Source organism: Haloferax denitrificans ATCC 35960 (genome assembly GCF_000337795.1).
Taxonomy (GTDB): domain Archaea; phylum Halobacteriota; class Halobacteria; order Halobacteriales; family Haloferacaceae; genus Haloferax; species Haloferax denitrificans.
In genome coordinates, this window is sequence record NZ_AOLP01000009.1 from 456246 (window position 1) to 473491 (window position 17246).

A 17246-nucleotide genomic window follows, 5' to 3' on the forward strand; every position below is an offset into this window, starting at 1 on the left:
CTCAGTCCTCCGGGTACTTCGGCTCGCGGCGTTCCGCGCGTTCGATGGCGCGTTCGAGCGCGTCGCGGACGGTGTCGCCGCCGGCCTCGTTCTCGAAGGGGTCGCCGTGGCCGGCGTACAGCGCCTCGACCGTCGAGGGCAGGCGGTCGAGGAGCGTGTGCAGGCTACTGATGAGGCGCTCGCGGGACTGCCCCGGCATGTCGGTGCGGCCGAAACTGCCGTCGTCGAACGCGCCGTCGTTGTAGACGAACACGTCGCCCGAGAACAGCGACCGGCCGCTCACGAGCGAGACGTGGTCGTCGGCGTGACCGGGCGTGTAGACGACCTCGAACGACTCGTCGCCCATCTCGACGCGGTCGCCGTCTCCGAGTTCGTGGGTCCGAAGCGGGTGGTCGGCGTAGGCGTACACGTCGGGGTCGAACCGCTCGACCACCGCGTCGAGTTCGCCGACGTGGTCGGAGTGCTGGTGGGTGACGACCACGGCGTCGAGGTCGTCGGTGTGCTCGGCGACGACCGCCTCGACGCCCGGCATCGTCCCGGCGTCGACGAGGACGGTTCGCTCGCCGAGGACGAGGTAGGCGTTGCAGGTGAACGTCTCGGCGTCGGCGGTGACTGGGATGACTTCCATACCTGCCCGTACGCGCCCGACCGGAAAAAGTCGGGCGGACGAGGCGTTCTCCCGTCGCGCGAATCGCCCTCAAACCTCGAACTCGCGCGACAAATCCTTTTTGGGGCTCGGTCGTGTACGTATGACTGTATGGGATTTGGGAGCTACGACGAGTCCGAACAAGGAGACCAGAACGTCGACTTCGACGAGGAAGACGGCGTCACGACGAGTGAGGAGAAACACGAGGGCGAGGTCGATTTCGAAATCGGCGCGTCCAACGACGAACTCCTCGACCGGCTCCAGGAGATCAAAGACGAGTGAAGTCCGGGTCTCGCGCCCTCGGGGTCGCGGAATCCTACTCCGGGGCGGCGCGCGCACCCACAGACGACGCTGACGACGCTTATTTTTCCACAGACCCGTCTCCGGAGAGCGTCCTCTGCGGCGCGGTCGTCCGCGCCGACCGGGTCGTCGACGGCCTCGCCTTCGAGACGTGCACCGTCGGCGGCGACGACGCGACCGACGCCATCGCCTCGCTGTACGCCTCCCTCGACCGCGAGGACGTGCGCTACCTGCTCGTCTCCGGCATCGCCCCGGCGTGGTTCAACCTCGTCGATATCGACCGCCTCGCCGCGGTCCTCGACCGCCCGGTGTTGTCGGTCTCGTTCGAAGAGAGCGAGGGCCTCGAACCCGCGCTCTCCGAACAGTTCTCGGGTGCGACGCTCGACCGGCGACTCGCCGTCTACCGCGCGGCCCCGCCCCGCCGACCCGTCGAAGTGAACGGCGAGACGGTGTTCGTCCGGGCCGCCGGCTGTGACGACGACGAGGCCGCGCGGGTCGTCCGCGGGTTCACCCCGTCCGGCGGCCGGCCCGAGCCGATTCGCGTGGCCCGGATGGCGGCCCGCGCCGCGCGACGCTTCGCCGGGGATTAAGCCGTCCCCGCCCTCGAACTGCGTATGGAACACATGGAGGGCCTCTGCGTGACGGGCTGTGAGCGATGCCCCGAACTCGTCGAGTCGCGGAGTCGCATCGTCAACGGGGTCGGCCCCGACGACGCCGACCTGCTCTTCCTCGGCGAAGCGCCGGGCGCGAAGGAAGACGAGGGCGGCGAGCCGTTCGTGGGTCGCTCCGGCTCCGTGCTGGACGACGCGCTCCGCGAGGCCGGCCTCGCCCGCGCCGACGTTCGCATCACCAACTGCGTGCGGTGCCGCCCGCCGGACAACCGCGACCCGACGAGCGACGAACTGTCGAACTGCCGGGGCTACCTCGCCCGCGAACTCGAACTCGTCGACCCGGAGCTAATCGTCACGCTCGGGAAGGTCCCCTCGCAACACCTGCTCGACCGCGGCGTCGCCATCACGAACGAGTCCGGGTCGGTCGTCGACGCCCGCGTCGGCGACGCCTCCTACCGCGTCCTCCTCTCCGTGCACCCCGCGGCGACGCTGTACGACCGGAGCCAGCGCGAGGGCTTTTTCGACACTATCGCGCGCGCCGCCGACCTCTCGGGGCTCGCCGACGCCTCGGACGGACAGGCCAGCCTCGGCGACTTCTGAGCGCGGCGCGGGAGCGTTCTCCCGACTTCAGGCGGACGCGTCGCCGACCTCGATTCGCTCGCCGGCCGTCTCGCCGGCGCGGTCGCGGTCGGCCCGTTTTTTGGCGCGAGTGTGCTCTCTGAGATGCGCGCCCGCGTCGAGCGCGGTCTTGACGACGACCATGACGACGAGCGCCGCGGCGGGCGCGCCCGAGGCGGCGACGAGGAACGCGCCGAGGATGATGGTCAGGTGGAGGACGATGACCCGGCGGTAGGGTTCGGACATCTGCGCGCCGGGCGAGACACTCCGGTACTCCTCGCGGCCGACGAAGTTGACGGCGAACGACCCGCCGTGGCTGAGGAGCGTCGCGCCCGCGGCGAGGAACACCGCCCCCAGCGGGACACCGACGCCGCCGACGCCGCCGACGCCGCCGACCGCGCCGGCCCCTGGCGCGAAGGCGTCGAACGACCAGACGAACACCCCGTGGACGACCCAGAAAATCCCGTAGTGCATGGTGAAAAAGCCCGCAATGGGGACGTTCGAGGGGTAGAGGTGAAAGCCGTCGCGGGGGTCGTCGGGCGGCGAGAGGTCCACCTGTCGGCCGTTGACGGTGGCGTTGATGCTCGACCCGTCGTCGCCGCGGCCGCTGGCGGCGAGAATCTTGGGGACGTTCAGGAGGCCGACGACGCCGCTTTCGAGCCAGTAGGCGACGAGGAGCGCCTTCAGGCTCCAGTCGAACCAGACGACGCCGACGAGCGGCACGAGATTCGCGACCACGAGCGCGGCGAGGGCGACCGGCGAGGAGACGCGACGCGACCCCGAGGCGGCGGACGGCGGCGAGGACGAGACGGAACGCGGCGACGACATGGGCTACGCTGTGAGACGCGAGGGAGCGATAAAAACCGTACCGCGGGAGTAGTTCAGGGCGCACTCGTTCCGGTTAGGATTCACGTCTGAGTGCTCTAGTCCTAAATGGGCGCTACCACAATGCGAAACAAGCAGTTCCGTTGGATTTCTATTGCACTACTTTTCTTGTAGTTCAATAGAACACTCCCCGGCAACGATTGAGAGACTGGTTAATTCCCATCGGACTGGCTTATCTTTGTGATTCCCGTCGGCGTAGACTTGCCACAGCTTGCCTTGGTCCGGGTCCGCTACTAGTCTCATCTCGCCACCTTTGGGTCCATCCACCACGACAGATGTTTCTGTTCCGCTGTGAGTTGACGTCTGTTTGACATTCACGACTGTAAATGGCCGTTTCATTGATTTACGACCCGTTGATGTGAATAAGACTTGATCATCAACCTGAAGACGCTCTATTAACTCTCTGAGGCTGTGATTAGATGACGAGAAGTCGCTTACTGCTCTCACCGTGTTCTCAGACTGCTCTCGTTTGTTTCTGATTCTCTTTGCGTACTCGTCTACTGTGGATTTCTTGATATCCAGTTCACCGGCAATCTCTGCATGCGAAGCAGTATCTGCTTGCTTTAAAATCAGTACCTCAGCTTCCCGCTTAGAGAGACTGGTCTCCGCCTCAATTTGGCTTACCTCTTCAGATATGTTCATGGCTACGTATTGTGTAGCGCGTATGAAAAATATATGGGTGTGGGTTTGACAACTGATTTGCGACCGAAGCGGCGGTTTCGGACGCCTACTCCCAGATAGAGCGGGCCATCCGCTGTGGGAACTCGACGATGAGCTTGAGGACGCTCGTCCCCTCCTCGTTGCCGCGGATGTACGACCGGACCCGCTGGCTCACGAACTCGACGGAGACGACGAGCATGAAGATGACGAGAATCGTCGCCATCATGTTCGTGTACCGGAACAGTCCGCGTTGGGTCTGGAGCACCTGACCCAGCCCGCCCCCGCCGATGAGCCCCATCGTGACGCCGATGCGGACGTTGATTTCGAGGATGTACATCGTCCACGCGATGAAGGGCGTAAAGACCTGCGAGAGCATCCCGAAGACGACCTTCTGGGGGCTGTTCGCGCCGGTCGATTCGATGGCCTCTATCGGTCCGTCCTCGACTTCTTCGAGGGCGTCCGTGAACAGGCGACCGAGGTTCCCCATCGTGTCGGTCCCGATGGCGAGCGTCGCCGTGAACGGCGAGACGCCGCCGAGGGGGATGTAGATGAGCGCCCACACCAGCGCCGGGATGGCGCGGATGACGCTCATCGTCCCGCGGAAGATGAAGTTGAACGGGTAGGGCGTCACGCGCTCGGAGCCGAGGACGCCGAGGATGAGTGCGCCGGGGATGCCGAGGATGGTCCCGGCGAAGCCCATCGCGAACGTGACGAACACCGCGCCGAGGACGGGGTTGCCGTCTTGGAACTGGAGGAGGAGGTTCCGCTCTTGAATGAACGCCCAGTACTGGCTGACGTCGACGAAGGGGACGACGCCGAACAGCGTGCCCGGCGGGAAGAAGTCGCCCAGCGCGTCGGTGAACTCCGGCCAGTACTCGACGATTTCGCCGACGGAAAAGCCCACCTCGCTCAGCGCGTTCGTGAAGAACCACGCGAAGAGGACGAGAACGACGACCGAAAACAGCAGTCTGACTCGCTTTGCGATCTGGATGTTCCGTAGCGCCTCTTCGATTCGGTCGGTATCAGTACTCATGTGACCTCGCTCCGCTCGTGGCGGCCGCGTTGTTCTCGGGCGGGCCGTCGGCCCGTTCTTCGCGGATGGCCTCCGTCTCGATGTCGCCGTAGATGCGGTCGATGACGTCGACGTTGAAGTCCTCGCGGTAGCCGTCGAAGACGACCTGTCCGTCTTTCATCCCGAGGAACCGCTCGCCGAACTCGCGGGCGATGTTGACCTGATGGAGGCTCGCGATGGTCGTCAGGTCGCGCTCGTCGGCCGCGTCGCGGATGTACCGCATCACCGTCTCCGCGCTCGCGGGGTCCAGGCTCGCCACGGGTTCGTCGGCGAGCAGGAGGTTCGGGTTCTGGACCAGCGCGCGGGCGATGCCGACGCGCTGTTGCTGGCCGCCGCTCATCTTCCCGGCGCGCTGGTTGGCCTCGTCGAGTAACCCGACGGTTTCGAGCGCGCGGAGCGCCTCCTTCTTGTCGTCGCCGCCGTACAGGCCGAGCAGACTGCCGAGAAACGAGGTCCGGCCGAGCGCGCCGGTGAGCGCGTTGCTGTACGCGCTCATCTGTCCGAGTATGTAGTGTTGCTGAAATATCATTGCCACGTCGTTTCGAGGCCCCACCACGTTCGCGTCGTCGATGGTTATCGACCCGCTCGTCGGGCGCGTGATGCCGTTGAGACAGCGGAGGAGGGTCGACTTCCCCGCCCCCGATTGCCCGAGGACGACGACGAACTCGCCGTCCGGGATGGTGAACGAGACGTCGTCGAGGGCCGTGACATCTCCGTAGGATTTGCTGAGGTTCGTTACTTCGATCGTACTCATTATGGTGTCTGTCGCGTCGCGTAGTTCGCGTGCGGTCGAACCGTTCGTCGGGTATCGACCGCACGGTAGGGAAACGAAACCGCGGGGTCTCGCTCTTACTGACCGAGCGTGACGCCGAGTTCGTCGAGGACTTCCTGCACGGGTTCGTAGTCGTCGACGGACCCCTCGTCGACCCCGGTGAACCAGAGCTGTTGGTCGTCTTCGAGGTCCTCGTTGATGAGGTCCTCCTCGGTCACGTTGAGAAGCGCCTCCTCGATGTCGGCGTACAGGTCCTGGTCCATGTCGGTGCGGCCGAGAATCGGCGCGCGCGGGATGGGGTCGGAACACGCCAGCAGTTGTAGCTCGGGCGACTCCGTGCCGAGGTCGCCGTCGTTTTCGGCGGACATCTCGAGGAACTGCTCGGGGAACTGGTCTTCCGGGACGTGCGGGGCCGTCGAGAACGCGCCCGTGCCGGCGGCGACGACGTCGTCGCGGTTGACGAGCGTCTCGCGGGCCGTCGAGTGGTCGGAGAACTGCGCCTCGAAGTCAGCGGGGTTGCCGTCGGGAGCGCCGCCCGTGTCGAGTCCGGCCTTGCTCATCATGTACAGCGGGAACAGCGACCCGCTCGTCGAGAGGCGGTCGGCGAACGCGACCGTCTCGCCTTCGAGGTCGGTCAGCTCTTCGATGCCGCTGTCGGGCGTCGTCGTGATGAGAGAGAAGTACCGCGAGGCCCCGTAGGCGATGCGGATACCGATGACCTCGGTGATGTCCTCGTTACCGCCCTGAATGGCGATTGCGGGCGCGGCGTCGGCGATGTCCGCCTGTCCGCTGTCGAGCGCCTGGAGCACCGCCGCGTAGTCGGCCGCCACGGTGGATTCGACCGTGACGCCGACTTCGGACTCGATGTAGTTGAAAAGCGGTTGATACTGCGCTTCCACGTCCACGTCGGACTCCGCGGGCGTCAGCGCGAACATGATGGACTCCGGTGACGACTCGGTCGTGGTCGACGTCGCCTCGGTCTCCGAGGACTCCCCCGACTCCGATGTGGTCGTCGCCGCTTCCGAGTCGTCGCCGCCACCCGTACATCCACTGAGCGCCGTCAGCCCCGCGACGCCAGTGATTCCTGCCGTTCTGATGAATTCTCGTCTACTCGCCATTGAACTCATTTTATGATTCCGACACTTGTTGTTAAGATTTACTATTTTTTCTCTATATTTGTATTGAATACAAGTTGTTCACCCCGCACGACGGCTCTCTCGCCCCCGCGAGCGTCCGCGGAATCTTCGGGGTCGGACTTCGGACTCTCCTCACGGGACGGGTCGGGAGCGCGGGGCAGAACCGCGCGGCCGGTCTCCGCGGCTCTCCCGCGGAGAACTCACCCCGAGGGAAAGTCACTTTGCTCCCCTCTGCGGACCATTCGGTATGAGCACGACACAGCCGCCCGAGGAGACCCTCGCCGACGTGGTGATGGTCGACTACGGGCTCGGAAACCTCCGGAGCGCCATGCGCGGGCTCGAACGCGCGGGGGCGAACGTCGTCATCTCGGACGACCCCGCCGACTTCGACGACGCCGACGGCATCGTTCTCCCGGGCGTCGGCGCGTTCTCCGAGGGGATGGAAAACGCCGGGCCGTTCCGCGAACCGCTCGCCGAGGCCGCCGCCGACGGGACGCCCGTCTTCGGCATCTGCCTCGGGATGCAGATGTTACTCACCTCCTCGGAGGAGGCCGACCACGCCGGCGAGGGCGAGGTCGAGGGACTCGACTTCATCCCCGGCCGCAACGTCCGGTTCGACGAGGGCCAGAAGGTCCCGCACATGGGCTGGAACGAACTCAACGTCCGGCGCGACCACCCGCTCGTCGAGGGCGTCGACGGCGAGTACGCCTACTTCGTCCACTCGTACTACGCCGACCCCGACGACGAGCACGCGGTCGTCGCCTCGACCGACTACGGCGTGGAGTTCCCCGCGGTCGTCGCCAACGAGTCGGGCACCGTCTTCGGCACGCAGTTCCACCCCGAGAAGTCCGGCGAGACCGGGCTGACCATCCTCCGCAACTTCGTCGAGTTCTGCGCGGAGCGATAGGCCGAATCTGCCTTCCCCGACGGTCTTTTGTCGCCGCTTCGTGAAGGGGTGTCCATGCAGGCAGTCACGCTCGGTCCGGCGGGCACGTACTCCCATCGCGCCGCCCGCGCGGTCGCCGACGACGTCGCCTTCCGAGAATCGGTCACCTCTATCGTCCAAGCGGTCGCCGACGGGACGTTCGAGCGCGGCGTCGTCCCCATCGAGAACAGCATCGAAGGGAGCGTCACCGAGAGCCTCGACGCCGTGGCGAACTCGGAGGTGAGCGTCGTCCAGGAGATTGTCACGCCCATCCGCCACGCGCTGTTGGCCCAGAGCGCGAACTTCGACGTCGTCGCCAGCCACTCCCAGGCGCTCGCGCAGTGTCGGTCGTACCTCGAAGAGAACTACCCCGACGCGAAGCTCGAAGCCGTCGCCAGCACGGCCCGCGGCGTCGAGCGCGCCCGCGCCGACCCGACGGTCGCGGGCATCGGCCATCCGGACAACGCTTCCGCGTCACACGCGGAAGGCAGTCAGACGGAGTCTGACGCGCCTGGCGACGACCTCGAAATCATCGCCGAGGACATCCAAGACCAGTCGTCGAACGCCACCCGGTTCCTCGTCATCGGGCCCGAGTCCGCCCGCTCGGACGCCGGCGGCAAGAGTTCGCTCGTCGTCTACCCCAACGCGAACTACCCCGGCCTCCTCTTGGAACTGCTCGAAGCGTTCGCCGAACGCGACATCAACCTCTCGCGCATCGAGTCGCGGCCGAGCGGCAACCGCCTCGGCGACTACCTGTTCCACATCGACGCCGACGCCGGTCTCTACGAAGAGCGGATGCAGGGGGCGCTCGAAGCGGTCGAGGCAATCGCCAAAAACGGCTGGGTTCGCGTCCTCGGGTCGTACGACACGCGACACGTCCTGTACTGACGCCGCGTCGACCGCGACGCGCTCGGATGCGCTCGGATGCGTCCGGATGCGCCCGAACTCGCCCCGTCCGGTCGCTCTCAAAATGTGAGTACGGGCACATCTTTCTTTGTCGTCGGCGACGTATCCAGACGCGTATGCAACGAAACCCGTTCGACGAGATAGAAGACCTGTTCGACCGGATGGGCCGGTCGTTCGAGGAATCCGGTATCGGGCGCTTCCAAGACATCTCTCTCGACGTCGTCGACGACGAGGAGACCATCGAGGTCGTCGCCGACCTCCCCGGCTTCGAGAAGGACGACCTCGACGTGAGCGTCAGCGGTCGGCGACTCACCATCGCGGCCGACCACGAGGAGTCGTCGGAGGTCGACGACGACCAGTACGTCCGCCGCGAGCGGAGCCAGCGCTCCGTCTCTCGGACGATTACGCTCCCCGCCGAAGTCGCGCGCGACGAGGTGTCCGCGTCGTACAAAAACGGCGTTCTGACCGTGACGCTCCCGAAGGCCGAACCCGCGGGCGACGACTCGACGCAGATAGACATCGAGTGACGCGGCTCATCTTTTGAATACCGGCGCTCTGGCTTCCGAGCCGTGCGAACTGCTATCTTCGTTCCGGCAACGATTATCTCCTCAGACGGCGTCCGTATGCCTCGGTGAAAACACACATGATGAGACGTACCAACCCCTTCGACGACTTCGAGGAACTGTTCGAGCGAATGTCCCGCCAGTTCGACGAGATGGGACGGCAGTTCGACCGCTCGGGCATGATGGCGCAGGTCCGCCACGAGATGGCAATCGACGTCACCGACCACGACGGCGAAATCGTCGTCACCGTCGACCTCCCGGGCTACGAGAAAGAGGACATCGCTCTCTCGGTCGCCAACCGCACGCTGACCGTCGAGGCGACGCGCGAACTCGACGAGGAACGCGCCGAGGGCGAGTATCTCCGCCGCGAGCGCCGCCACGAGTCCGCCCGCCGCACGATTCGCCTCCCCGAGACGGTCGACGAGGACGGCGCGTCCGCCAGCTACCACAACGGCGTGCTGACGGTCACCCTCCCCAAGCGCGACGCCGAACCCGACGACTCCCGCCGCATCGACATCGACTGAGCGGCCGTCGTCGCTCACGGGCGTCTCTGACACGCCGCCCGCGTTGGTCTCCCGGTGGTGGGCACGCTCCTCCGTTCGGTTCTCACTCTCCGCGTTTCGTCCCGGTTTTTCCCGTCTTTCCCGTGCGACCGAGTGGCAATTTCTGCCGCAATCAGACAGCCACACAAGTCGAGTATAGGAGTTATTTTAGGCCGGGGTACCACTACCACGGATATGGACTACGACCCGCAGGAACTCGAAGCGCGTTGGCGGGAGCGCTGGTCCGAGTCCGGCCGATACGAGGCCGACCCGGACGCAGACGCCGACGACGCGACGTTCGTGACGGTTCCCTATCCGTACCCCAGCGGCGGGATGCACATCGGGCACGCGCGGACGTACACCGTTCCCGACGTGTACGCTCGCTACCGACGACAGCAGGGCGATAACGTCTTGTTCCCCATCGCGTGGCACGTCACCGGCACGCCGATTATCGGCGCGGTCGAGCGCCTGAAAAACCGCGAGGAGAAACAGCTCTCGGTGCTGACAGACACCTACAACGTCCCCGAGGACACGCTGTCGGACCTCGAATCGCCCATGGGATGGGCGCGGTACTTCATCGAGGAGCACTACAAGAAGGGGATGCAGTCGCTCGGCCTGTCGGTGGACTGGCGGCGCGAGTTCACCACGAACAACGAGCGCTACTCGAAGTTCGTCGAGTGGCAGTACCGGACGCTCCGCGACCGCGGGCGACTGGAGAAGGGCCTCCACCCCGTCAAGTTCTGTACGAACGAGGAACAGCCGGTCACGACCCACGACCTGCTCGAAGGCGAGAACGCGGAGTTCCAGGAGTACACGCTGGTCCGGTTCGGCTGGGAGCGAGACGGCGGCGACGTGGTCGTCCCGATGGCGACCCTGCGCCCCGAGACGGTCCACGGCGTGACGAACGCCTACATCGACCCCGAGGCGACCTACGTCGTCGCCGAGGTCGACGGCGAGACGTGGTTCGTCTCCGACTACGCGGCGGACAAACTGGAGTATCAGGCCCGCGACGTGGAGATTCTCGAAACCGTCGAGGGTGCCGAACTCGTCGGTCAGACGGTCGAGAACCCCGTCACCGGCGACGACGTGCTCGTCCTGCCGGCCGACTTCGTCGACGCCGACAACGCGACGGGCGTCGTCATGTCGGTCCCGGCCCACAGCCCCGACGACTACGTCGCCCTGCAGGAGGCCAAGGCCGACGCCGACTACCTCGAATCGTTCGGCATCGACCCCGCCGACGTGGCCGCCATCGAGCCGATTCCGATTCTCGACATCGACTCCGATGACGACACGTACGGCGAGATTCCCGCGAAGTCGGCCGTCGAGAACCGCGGTATCGAGTCCTCCGACGACCCGGCGCTCGAAAAGGCGACGAAGGACCTCTACAACAAGGAGTTCCACGCGGGTCGGCTCAAGGAGTTCTACGGCGACTACGCCGGCGGCCTCGTCGAGGAGGTCCGCGACGACTTCAAGGCCGACGGCATCGAGGCCGGCCAGTTCGACGTGATGCAGGAGTTCTCCGAGGAGGTCGTCTGCCGCTGTGGCGGCGACGTCGTCGTCGCGGAACAGGACACCTGGTTCCTGTCGTACGACGACGAGGACTGGAAGGAACTCGCCCACGACGTGGCCGACGGGCTGGACGCCATCCCCGAGAACACCCGCGACGAGTACCACCACACCATCGACTGGCTCAACGGGTGGCCGTGTATCCGCAACTACGGCCTCGGCACCCGCCTGCCGTGGGACGACCAGTTCGTCATCGAGCCCCTCTCGGACTCGACTATCTACATGGCGTACTACACCATCGCCCACCGCCTGCAGGAGATTCCGACCGAAGAGCTCACCCAGGAGTTCTTCGACGCGCTGTTCTACGGTCCCGAGGCCGTCGACGACGCCCCCGAGAAGGCGCTCGAACTGCGCGAGGAGTGGGACTACTGGTACCCCGTCGACTACCGGTTCTCCGGCAACGACCTCATCACGAACCACCTGACGTTCTACCAGTTCCACCACGGCGAGCTGTTCGACGAGCCGCAGTGGCCGCAGGGCATCGTCATCATGGGCATGGGCCTGCTGGAAGGCCAGAAGATGTCGTCGTCGAAGGGCCACGTCGTCCTCCCCGGCGAGGCCATCGGCGAGTACGGCGCGGACACCGTCCGCTTTTTCCTGCTCAACTCCGCCGAGCCGTGGCAGGACTACGACTGGCGCGACGACCTCGTCGGCTCGGTCCACGACCAGCTGGAACGCTTCTGGAACCGCGCGCAGGAGATTATCGCCGACCCCGGCCCGGAGGACCGGCCCGACCTTGAGACGGTCGACCGCTGGCTCCTGTCGAAACTGCAGGACACCGTCCGCGACGTGACGACCGCGATGGACGAGTCCGAGACGCGTTCTGCCAGTCAGGCGGCGTTCTACAACTTCGAGGAGTCGCTTCGGTGGTACCGCCGCCGGACCGACCTCGACCGCCCCGCGGCGAAGTGGACGCTCCGGACGGTCCTCGAAACCCGTCTGCGCCTGCTCGCGCCCTTCATCCCGTTCATGACGAACGAACTGCACGAGCAGTTGACCGGCACGCCCGCCGAGGACGCGCCGTGGCCCGAGCCGGACGAGGCCTTCGAGGACGAGTCGGTCGAACTCGAAGAGCGACAGGTCGAGCGCCTGACCGAGGACGTGCGCGACATCATCGGCGTGACCGACTCCGACCCCGACACCATCCGCGTCTACGTCGCCGCCGACTGGAAGCGCGACGTGTTCGAGACGGTCGTCGACAACGGCGACAACGTCGGCGCAATCATGGGACAGGTCATGCAGGACCCGGACCTGCGTGAGAAGGGTAACGACGTGAACGACCTCGTGCAGGACCTCGTCGACCAGACCCGCGGCCGCGACGAACCGACGCTCCGCGCCCAGCTCGAACTGGACGAGGCCGGCACCTACGAGCGCGCCGCCGACTTCCTCGCCCGCGAGTTCGACGCCGAGGTCGAGGTGTTCGCCGAGGACGACGCCGACATCGTCGACCCCGCCGACCGCGCCTCGAAGGCGATTCCGTTCCGCCCCGCGGTCCACCTCGAATAGTCGGGCGCGACGGACCCGGCGCGGACTGCCTCTCCGGCGCTCGATTTATCCGCTCGCCGAACTAACAGTATCGCATGAGCGAAGACGACTCGCCGAGCCTCGCACGGAAGGCCTACCGCACCGTCACGCCGGGGTCGCGCATGCGGCCCGACAGCGAGATGGACTCCATCGGGTGGACGATGTTTCTCCTCCTCGTCGTCCTGTTGGTCCCGTTTCTGCCCTTCATCGCCATCGTCTACGTCCTCTCGAAGGCGTTCGGCTACCTCAACGCACAGCGCGGACCGAGCCCGTAGCTCGCAGAATCGGACCGCAAAAGAACCCGGTGAATGCCAGCGGCGTCGCGTCGGGCGACCTCACTCGGCGAGACCGAGGAGGTCGAACGCGTAGCCGTTGTCGTTTTCGAAGGCGTGTTCGTAGGCGACGTGGGCCGCCGCGACGTCCTGAATCGCCAGTCCGGTCGAGTCGAAGACGCTGATGCCGTCGTCGTCGGTGCGGCCGTCGAGGTTGCCGAGGACGATGTCGCCGATTGCGCCGTAGATGTCGTCGTCGGTGAGGACGCCCTCGTGGTACGGGACGTTGATTTCGCCGGAGTGGGTGGTCTGGGCGTGGTCGTCGATGACGAGCTTGGCGTCGAGGAGCACCTCGTCGGCGAGTTCGTGTTTGCCCTCGGCGTCGGCACCCATCGCGTTGATGTGGGTGTGGTCGCCGACCGCGTCGCGCGGGACGATGGGCGACTCGACGGGCGTCACGGTCGACAGCACGTCACAGCTCGCGGCCTCCTCGATGGAGCCGGGGCGGATGTCGAACTCGTCTTCGAAGGCGTCGATGAAGTCGGCGACGCGTTCTTCGTCGAGGTCGGAGATGACGACCTCCTCGATGTCGCGGACCTCGCTGATGGCACGGAGTTGCGTGTACGACTGGACGCCGGCACCGATGATGCCCATCGAGGAGGCGTCCTCGACGGCGAGATGGTCGGTGGCGACGGCCGCGGCCGCGCCGGTGCGGAGCATCGTGAGCTCCGTCCCGTCGAGGAGCGCCAGCGGGAAGGCGTTCTCGGGGTCGGAGTAAATCATCGTGCCCATGACGGTGGGCAGGTCGTACTTGTCGCCGTTGTCGGGGTGGACGTTGACCCACTTGATGCCCGCGGCGTCCCAGTCGCCCGCGTCGAGGTAGGCGGGCATCGACCGGAAGTCGCCGTTGTACTGCGGCAGGTCGATGTAGGACTTCGGCGGCATCTGGGCGTCGCCGGACTCGTAGGCGGCGAACGCGTCCTCGATGGCCGAGATGAGCTCCGGCATCTGGACGTTCTCGTGAACGTCGTCCTTGTTCAACAGCAGCGTCTTGCGCATGGGGACACGTTGCCGTACCTGCTACTTAGTTCGTTCTATTTCTGAACACAACTGCAAGTGTGTCTGAGAAAGTGAGAGAATTATCCAACTTCTAAGCGGCCGGTGACTCGGAACGGTCGGCTCCCGAGGGCTGTCGGGAAGCGGAGTCGACGCGAGTCGGGGTACGGAACCGCCGCGTGCTGTCGACGGCGTCGCGAAGCCGCGGCTCTCCGGCGCTGTGGGGGTCGTTCTCGATAAAATAACGTGGTCTGTCGCGCGGTGCAGGCGTCGGGGGATGGGTGAGTGAAGGCGTTAGCCGATTTTCACATCGCGCCGCCCATGCCGCCCATACCGCCCATGCCACCCATGCCGCCGGGTGCGCCGCCCTCGTCGTCGTCGTCGCCGCCGGTGGAGAGGTCACCGGCCGCGATGATGTCGTCAATCTTGAGGACGAGGTTCGCGGCTTCGGAGGCGGAGGCGATGGCCTGCTCTTTCGCGTGGGCCGTCTCGACGACGCCAGCCTCGAACGCGTCTTCGACCTCGCCGGTGAAGACGTTCAGTCCGGCGCGGACCTGCCCGTCTTCGTGGGCCGCGCGGAGGTCGACGAGCGTGTCGATGGAGTCGAGACCGGCGTTCTCGGCGAGCACGCGCGGGACGAGTTCGAGCGCGTCGGCGAACGCCTCGACGGCGAGCTGTTCGCGTCCGGAGACGGAGTCGGCGTAGTTGCGGAGGCGCGAGGCGAGTTCGACCTCGATGGCGCCGCCGCCGGCGAGCACGCGACCGTCGGCGACCGTGGACGCGACGACGTCGAGGGCGTCCTGAACGCCGCGTTCGAGCTCGTCGACGACGTGGTCGGTGGAGCCGCGGAGCAGGAGCGTGACGCCGTGGACGTCGTCGCCGATGCCCTCGACGTAGAACAGCTCGTCGGCCTCGTCGCGGCGGACGGAGGCGCGACCGAGGTCGGCGGCCTCGATGGAGTCGAGGTCGGAGACGACGGCCGCACCGGTGATGTTCTTGAGGAAGCGGATGTCGGACTTCTTCGTCCGGCGGACCGCGAGGATGCCCTGCTTTGCGAGGTAGTGCTGGGCGAGGTCGTCGATGCCCTTCTGGCAGAAGACCACGTCAGCGCCGGAGTCGACGATCTGGTCGACCTTCGCCTTCAGCTGGGCCTCCTCCTGGTCGAGGAACTTCTGGAGCTGGTCGGGGCTCTCGATGGAGACGTTCGTGTCGATGTCGGTCTCCTCGACCTCGACGGGCTCGTTGAGAAGCAGGACGTCGGCCTCGTCGAACTCGACCGGCATGTCGTCGTGGACGGGGTCCTTGTCGATGACGGCGCCGGTGAGGAGCTCGGACTCCGAGGCGGAGCGGCCGGTCTGCGTCTCGATGGAGATGTTTTCGAGGTCGACGACGTGGGAGCCGTCGTTGGCCTCGACGGTGACCTGCCGGACGGCGCGGACGATGAGGTCCGCGAGAAGCTCCTTGTTGAGCTCGGAGCTCTTGCCCGTCATGGAGGTCTCGGCGACCTTCTTCAGGAGTTCCTCGTCGTCGGGGTCGACGCGCTCTGCGATGTTGTCGATTTCCTCGCGCGCCTTCTCGGAGGCGAGGTTGAAGCCGCGGATGATGGCCGTCGGGTGGATGTCCTGTTCGAGGAGGTCCTCGGCGTTCTTGAGGAGTTCACCCGCGATGGCGACCGCCGTCGTCGTTCCGTCGCCGGCTTCGTCCTCCTGCGTCTCGGCGACTTCGACGATCATCTCGGCCGTCGGGTTGTCGATGTCCATCTCCTTGAGGATGGTGACGCCGTCGTTCGTGATGGTGACGTCGCCCATCGAGTCGACGAGCATCTTGTCCATCCCTTTCGGGCCGAGTGTGGAACGTACCGCCTCGGCGACTGCTCGTGCGGCGCGGATGTTGTACGCCTGCGCGTCGCGGTCCTTGACGCGCTGTGCATCCTCGCCCATGATGATCATCGGCTGACCCTGCTGCATTCGCTGGCTCATAGACAGGCCTTGATTGTTTGTGATTCTATAAAAAAGCTTCGCCGACGAATCGGAGGCCGGAATCCGAGCGTCCGGCGCGTACTCCCGATAACCGCGCGACTGAGGTCCCCTCCGAGGTGTTCGGGGGCAAAGCATGGTACGTTATTTCACACCACAATTTGCCCCCGGCCGAACCGCTTTATACGCTACTCCTCGACCGGCTCTTTCCAGTGGACCGTCACCGTCCCGACGGCGAACGCGTCGTCGCCCTCGTCGTCGCGGACGACTTGGATGGTGTTCGTCCCTTCGACGAGGTGCGCCCCGGTCACGGTGTCGACCCAGTACTGCCAGCCGTCGCCCGGCGGGATGTCGAACCCCGAAAGCGGGTCGCCGTTGATTCGAATCTCGTGGCCGTACTCGCCCACGTCGAACGCCTGGATGCCGAGGTACGGCTCTCTGGGGTCGTCGGTCGGGACGTCGAACTCGAACGTCGCCGTCTCGTTTCCGGCGTCGTCCGCCCAGTCGAGGTCAAGCGTCTCGTCGTCGGGGTGGAGATGCGACCCGATGAACACGGTCGCGTAGTTCGCGCGGTGGTGCACGCTCACACGTTCTGGTGCGCCGGATAAAAATTCGCGTGGTCGGAGGCTGAGTCGGCCGCGCCGTCAGTCGTCCTCGGGGAGTTCGTCCGCGAGGAACTCGCCGTCGGCGTCGTCGTTCGCGGCGTCGAGCGGGGGCTCGTCGTCGTCCTCGTCTAACACCGATAACTCGCGTTCGTACAGCCGCTCGGTGAGTTGGGTCCGCTTGTTGAGGCCCTTCTTCTCGCGGCCGGTCTTGGTGTCAGGCATTGTCAATCGTGGTATCGTGTCCCATGGGGATGAATGTTTTGTCCGAACAGTTCGTACGGTCGGGTCTCTGGTCGTGCCTTCGATTGGGTGTGTGGTGGTAGTGCCTCGGGTCGCGTCGAACTGGGGGTGCCCTGCCAGTCACGACGTAAGTAGTCCTTGGCGGGTGGTGCGATAGACTCCGCCGACGGTTCCCGCCGTCCGGCGATTAAGCGAGAGGCTATGTGCCTCGGGCGCGAAACTCGGGGTTCGAGTCGGCGCGTTCAGTACGCTCGGAGCGGCACGTGTGACGTTTCAGAAACGCTTCACGAAAACTGCTCTCCGCGATGTGCCGAGACACATCGCTCGGAGTGATAGTTTTCAGAGAAGCGCCAGGAGAGGGATTTGAACCC

Annotated in this window: 19 protein-coding genes; 9 read left to right on the forward strand and 10 right to left on the reverse strand. The window is 65.6% G+C overall.

The features are described 5' to 3' along the window. Nucleotide 1: 1 nt before the first annotated feature. Nucleotides 2-628 (reverse strand): MBL fold metallo-hydrolase, encoded by a 627-nt coding sequence (locus tag C438_RS09410; protein ID WP_004969124.1) that lies wholly within the window; start codon nt 626-628, stop codon nt 2-4. A gap of 129 nt (nt 629-757) precedes the next feature. On the opposite strand from C438_RS09410, the gene C438_RS09415 reads away from it, so the two are divergent. The 3 genes from C438_RS09415 to C438_RS09425 are packed head-to-tail and all read left to right on the forward strand — an operon-like array spanning nt 758 to nt 2157. Further along, a complete protein-coding gene (locus C438_RS09415; RefSeq protein WP_004044482.1) occupies nt 758-928 on the forward strand; it encodes a DUF5786 family protein in 171 nt (56 codons plus the stop codon). Further along, the gene (locus tag C438_RS09420; RefSeq protein WP_004969125.1) at nt 925-1536 is read left to right on the forward strand and encodes an endonuclease dU; all 612 of its coding nucleotides are present in this window, start codon (nt 925-927) and stop codon (nt 1534-1536) included. The genes C438_RS09415 and C438_RS09420 overlap by 4 nt, the downstream gene beginning before the upstream one ends. 24 nt (nt 1537-1560) lie before the next feature. After that, complete coding sequence (locus C438_RS09425) at nt 1561-2157, forward strand: uracil-DNA glycosylase (protein ID WP_004969126.1); 597 nt, start codon at nt 1561-1563, stop codon at nt 2155-2157. Nucleotides 2158-2184: 27 nt separating this feature from the next. Here the strand turns inward: C438_RS09425 and C438_RS09430 are convergent, their stop codons facing one another. From C438_RS09430 to C438_RS09445, 5 genes are all read right to left on the reverse strand, one after another. After that, nucleotides 2185-3003 (reverse strand): DUF6498-containing protein, encoded by an 819-nt coding sequence (locus tag C438_RS09430; RefSeq protein ID WP_004969127.1) that lies wholly within the window; start codon nt 3001-3003, stop codon nt 2185-2187. A gap of 156 nt (nt 3004-3159) precedes the next feature. Then, nucleotides 3160-3702 (reverse strand): helix-turn-helix transcriptional regulator, encoded by a 543-nt coding sequence (locus C438_RS19355; protein ID WP_152421763.1) that lies wholly within the window; start codon nt 3700-3702, stop codon nt 3160-3162. Nucleotides 3703-3787: 85 nt separating this feature from the next. After that, complete coding sequence (gene phnE / locus C438_RS09435; protein WP_004969128.1) at nt 3788-4753, reverse strand: phosphonate ABC transporter, permease protein PhnE; 966 nt, start codon at nt 4751-4753, stop codon at nt 3788-3790. Beyond that, nucleotides 4743-5546 (reverse strand): phosphonate ABC transporter ATP-binding protein, encoded by an 804-nt coding sequence (phnC, locus tag C438_RS09440; RefSeq protein ID WP_004969129.1) that lies wholly within the window; start codon nt 5544-5546, stop codon nt 4743-4745. Before phnC ends, phnE begins: the two co-directional genes overlap by 11 nt. 95 nt (nt 5547-5641) lie before the next feature. Then, nucleotides 5642-6499, reverse strand: a complete 858-nt coding sequence (locus C438_RS09445) for a PhnD/SsuA/transferrin family substrate-binding protein (RefSeq protein ID WP_239640671.1) — start codon at nt 6497-6499, stop codon at nt 5642-5644. A 448-nt stretch (nt 6500-6947) separates the two neighbouring features. Here C438_RS09445 and hisH point away from each other — a divergent pair, with 448 nt between their 5' ends. From hisH to C438_RS09475, 6 genes are all read left to right on the forward strand, one after another. Then, nucleotides 6948-7607: an imidazole glycerol phosphate synthase subunit HisH gene (gene hisH, locus C438_RS09450; protein WP_004969131.1), complete on the forward strand. Its 660-nt coding sequence runs from the start codon at nt 6948-6950 to the stop codon at nt 7605-7607. Nucleotides 7608-7661: 54 nt separating this feature from the next. Then, nucleotides 7662-8513 (forward strand): prephenate dehydratase, encoded by an 852-nt coding sequence (gene pheA / locus C438_RS09455; protein ID WP_004969132.1) that lies wholly within the window; start codon nt 7662-7664, stop codon nt 8511-8513. Nucleotides 8514-8647: 134 nt separating this feature from the next. Further along, a complete protein-coding gene (gene hsp14 / locus C438_RS09460) occupies nt 8648-9058 on the forward strand; it encodes an archaeal heat shock protein Hsp14 (RefSeq protein WP_004969133.1) in 411 nt (136 codons plus the stop codon). 116 nt (nt 9059-9174) lie between these two features. Then, nucleotides 9175-9618, forward strand: a complete 444-nt coding sequence (gene hsp14 / locus C438_RS09465) for an archaeal heat shock protein Hsp14 (RefSeq protein ID WP_004969134.1) — start codon at nt 9175-9177, stop codon at nt 9616-9618. A gap of 213 nt (nt 9619-9831) precedes the next feature. Next, on the forward strand, nt 9832-12708 hold the full coding sequence (leuS, locus tag C438_RS09470) for a leucine--tRNA ligase (protein ID WP_004969135.1): 2877 nt from the start codon (nt 9832-9834) through the stop codon (nt 12706-12708). Nucleotides 12709-12782: 74 nt separating this feature from the next. Then, nucleotides 12783-13001: a DUF7535 family protein gene (locus C438_RS09475; protein ID WP_004969137.1), complete on the forward strand. Its 219-nt coding sequence runs from the start codon at nt 12783-12785 to the stop codon at nt 12999-13001. Between the two features lie 60 nt (nt 13002-13061). Here C438_RS09475 and C438_RS09480 read toward each other — a convergent pair whose 3' ends face one another. From C438_RS09480 to C438_RS09495, 4 genes are all read right to left on the reverse strand, one after another. Then, nucleotides 13062-14057: an alanine dehydrogenase gene (locus C438_RS09480; protein WP_004969138.1), complete on the reverse strand. Its 996-nt coding sequence runs from the start codon at nt 14055-14057 to the stop codon at nt 13062-13064. A gap of 302 nt (nt 14058-14359) precedes the next feature. Continuing rightward, the gene (gene thsB, locus C438_RS09485; protein ID WP_004969139.1) at nt 14360-16003 is read right to left on the reverse strand and encodes a thermosome subunit beta; all 1644 of its coding nucleotides are present in this window, start codon (nt 16001-16003) and stop codon (nt 14360-14362) included. A 215-nt stretch (nt 16004-16218) separates the two neighbouring features. Then, complete coding sequence (locus C438_RS09490) at nt 16219-16611, reverse strand: DUF7383 domain-containing protein (protein ID WP_004969140.1); 393 nt, start codon at nt 16609-16611, stop codon at nt 16219-16221. A 63-nt stretch (nt 16612-16674) separates the two neighbouring features. Next, the gene (locus C438_RS09495) at nt 16675-16857 is read right to left on the reverse strand and encodes a hypothetical protein (RefSeq protein WP_004969142.1); all 183 of its coding nucleotides are present in this window, start codon (nt 16855-16857) and stop codon (nt 16675-16677) included. Between the last annotated feature and the right edge of the window lie 389 nt (nt 16858-17246).

Bases quoted from the DNA above. Each gene is read 5' to 3' on its own strand.
- C438_RS09410 (WP_004969124.1), bottom strand. From the start codon at position 628: ATGGAAGTCATCCCAGTCACCGCCGACGCCGAGACGTTCACCTGCAAC.
- C438_RS09415 (WP_004044482.1), top strand. From the start codon at position 758: ATGGGATTTGGGAGCTACGACGAGTCCGAACAAGGAGACCAGAACGTC.
- C438_RS09425 (WP_004969126.1), top strand. From the start codon at position 1,561: ATGGAACACATGGAGGGCCTCTGCGTGACGGGCTGTGAGCGATGCCCC.
- C438_RS09430 (WP_004969127.1), bottom strand. From the start codon at position 3,003: ATGTCGTCGCCGCGTTCCGTCTCGTCCTCGCCGCCGTCCGCCGCCTCG.
- C438_RS19355 (WP_152421763.1), bottom strand. From the start codon at position 3,702: ATGAACATATCTGAAGAGGTAAGCCAAATTGAGGCGGAGACCAGTCTC.
- phnE (WP_004969128.1), bottom strand. From the start codon at position 4,753: ATGAGTACTGATACCGACCGAATCGAAGAGGCGCTACGGAACATCCAG.
- phnC (WP_004969129.1), bottom strand. From the start codon at position 5,546: ATGAGTACGATCGAAGTAACGAACCTCAGCAAATCCTACGGAGATGTC.
- C438_RS09445 (WP_239640671.1), bottom strand. From the start codon at position 6,499: ATGTTCGCGCTGACGCCCGCGGAGTCCGACGTGGACGTGGAAGCGCAG.
- hisH (WP_004969131.1), top strand. From the start codon at position 6,948: ATGAGCACGACACAGCCGCCCGAGGAGACCCTCGCCGACGTGGTGATG.
- pheA (WP_004969132.1), top strand. From the start codon at position 7,662: ATGCAGGCAGTCACGCTCGGTCCGGCGGGCACGTACTCCCATCGCGCC.
- hsp14 (WP_004969133.1), top strand. From the start codon at position 8,648: ATGCAACGAAACCCGTTCGACGAGATAGAAGACCTGTTCGACCGGATG.
- hsp14 (WP_004969134.1), top strand. From the start codon at position 9,175: ATGATGAGACGTACCAACCCCTTCGACGACTTCGAGGAACTGTTCGAG.
- leuS (WP_004969135.1), top strand. From the start codon at position 9,832: ATGGACTACGACCCGCAGGAACTCGAAGCGCGTTGGCGGGAGCGCTGG.
- C438_RS09475 (WP_004969137.1), top strand. From the start codon at position 12,783: ATGAGCGAAGACGACTCGCCGAGCCTCGCACGGAAGGCCTACCGCACC.
- C438_RS09480 (WP_004969138.1), bottom strand. From the start codon at position 14,057: ATGCGCAAGACGCTGCTGTTGAACAAGGACGACGTTCACGAGAACGTC.
- thsB (WP_004969139.1), bottom strand. From the start codon at position 16,003: ATGATCATCATGGGCGAGGATGCACAGCGCGTCAAGGACCGCGACGCG.
- C438_RS09495 (WP_004969142.1), bottom strand. From the start codon at position 16,857: ATGCCTGACACCAAGACCGGCCGCGAGAAGAAGGGCCTCAACAAGCGG.